The organism is Acinetobacter sp. V2 (assembly GCF_001188385.1).
Taxonomy (GTDB): domain Bacteria; phylum Pseudomonadota; class Gammaproteobacteria; order Pseudomonadales; family Moraxellaceae; genus Acinetobacter; species Acinetobacter oleivorans.
Genome location: NZ_JZFB01000003.1, coordinates 176,534 through 178,476, shown reverse-complemented (window position 1 = coordinate 178,476; position 1,943 = coordinate 176,534). Strand labels below are relative to the sequence as shown.

Genomic DNA, 1,943 nt, shown 5'->3' with positions numbered 1-1,943 from the left:
ATGAATCGTACGATTTTTAAATGCAGCTAGAGTTTCTTCTAAAAAACCGCTTTCATTTAAAGTATCTGTATGAATTGCCACCTGCACATCAAACTCGTCCGCAACACTCAAGCAGTTATCAATAGCTGCCGGTGTTGAACCCCAATCTTCATGCAGCTTTAAGCCAATTACCCCAGCTTTAATTTGCTCACGAATGGGGTCAGGTAAACTCAAATTTCCTTTGCCTAATAGACCAATATTCATAGGCAAATCATCAATCGCCTGTAACATAGTCGCAATATGCCAAGGACCGGGAGTCACTGTCGTTGCAGAGGTTCCAGCTGCAGGCCCTGTACCACCACCGACCATGGTTGTTGTACCCGACATTAGCGCAGTTTCAACTTGTTGAGGGCAAATCCAGTGAATGTGGGTATCAATACCGCCTGCTGTTAAAATTTGTCCTTCACCCGCAATCACTTCTGTTGCAGCCCCTAGAGGAATCGTAATGTCTGGTTGAATATCTGGATTTCCAGCTTTTCCTATTTTCCAGATTCGGCCATTTTTTAAGCCCACGTCAGCTTTAACAATTCCCCACCAATCCACAATTAAAGCATTGGTAATGACCGTATCAGCAACTTCATCAGCTAAAAGCTGTGATTGCCCCATCCCGTCACGAATAACTTTTCCGCCACCAAATTTAACTTCTTCACCATAAGTCGTTAAATCTTGCTCAACTTCAATAAAGAGCTCTGTATCCGCCAAACGAATACGATCACCAACCGTTGGACCAAACATCTCAGCATATGCACGACGTGACATTTTCATAACTTATTACTCATCTCTTTCATTATCGTTGTTATGTTTAATCCAACTTACCCATGACGCGGCCTGCGAAACCATAAACCTCTCGTTTACCGACCAAAGCAACAAGCTCCACTTCTCGAGTTTGTCCCGGTTCAAAACGAATTGCTGTACCAGCTGCAATATTCAGTCGAAAACCTTTGGCTATTTCGCGATCAAACTGTAATGCATCATTTGCTTCATAAAAATGAAAATGGGAACCCACCTGAATAGGTCGATCACCAATGTTGGCAACTACAACTTTTAAAGTTTGTCGCCCAACATTCAGTTCAATATCAGCATCTGGAGTAATGATTTCACCGGGGATCATAAGCGTTCCTTTTATACGATTGGCTGATGGACTGTGACTAATTTCGAGCCATCTGGAAAAGTTGCCTCGACCTGAACCTCAGCAATCATTTCTGGCACACCATCCATCACATCTTCGCGCTTTAATAAGGTAGTACCGTAATGCATTAAGTCACTGACCGTCATACCGTCTCGTGCACCTTCAAGTAAAGCTGCTGAAATAAAAGCAATAGCTTCTGGATAATTCAGTTTCAATCCACGCGCTTTACGACGCTCAGCCACTAAACCTGCAGTAAAAATGAGTAACTTATCTTTTTCTGTTGGATTGAGTTCCATTTCTCTTTCCTAAATTGCATCTATATTGTTTAAGCAAAATACGTGCTCAAAAGTAGCATACTTGTTTTAACTGTTTTTTAAATACGCAATTTAACGTAACTTAAGTTTTCCAAATTCTTGGAAATTCTTCATCTAAATCAAACCAATAACGTCTTAATCTTGCTCGTATAGCCGCAAAAGCATCATGACAATGTCGAACATCATTTCCCAGAAAACGAGCCGAAACTACATCATCCAATAATGTTAATGTGACAGGTGCTTGCATACGCATCATCAATTCACGAATGAGTTCTAACTGCTGTTCTAAATAAAAAGCTGAGCGATACTTCTCGGGAGCGACTGCCCAAAAACTCCCCATTACGGCTTGATTATTCATCCCCAAACATGAACTCAGCCAACGATCTTCCCCCTCAAAATACAATGTATCTGCAACCAATAACTTATGTTCTCGCCATAATTTAAAATGGTTGTGATAACTC

Annotated in this window: 4 protein-coding genes; all 4 read right to left on the bottom strand. The window is 41.2% G+C overall.

From position 1 onward, the window contains the following. A partial coding sequence (locus UC75_RS21410) for an urease subunit alpha (protein ID WP_228137315.1) occupies positions 1-804 on the bottom strand: 804 nt, incomplete at its 3' end. 37 nt (positions 805-841) lie between these two features. Further along, positions 842-1,150: an urease subunit beta gene (locus tag UC75_RS11740; RefSeq protein ID WP_004793951.1), complete on the bottom strand. Its 309-nt coding sequence runs from the start codon at positions 1,148-1,150 to the stop codon at positions 842-844. Positions 1,151-1,161: 11 nt separating this feature from the next. Then, a complete protein-coding gene (ureA, locus tag UC75_RS11735) occupies positions 1,162-1,464 on the bottom strand; it encodes an urease subunit gamma (RefSeq protein WP_002117495.1) in 303 nt (100 codons plus the stop codon). 100 nt (positions 1,465-1,564) lie between these two features. Beyond that, the coding region (locus tag UC75_RS21405; protein ID WP_228137314.1) for an urease accessory protein UreD at positions 1,565-1,943 on the bottom strand (379 nt) is incomplete at its 5' end.

Coding starts and splice junctions, on each gene's coding strand:
- UC75_RS11740 (WP_004793951.1), bottom strand. CDS start 1,150: ATGATCCCCGGTGAAATCATTACTCCAGATGCTGATATTGAACTGAAT.
- ureA (WP_002117495.1), bottom strand. CDS start 1,464: ATGGAACTCAATCCAACAGAAAAAGATAAGTTACTCATTTTTACTGCA.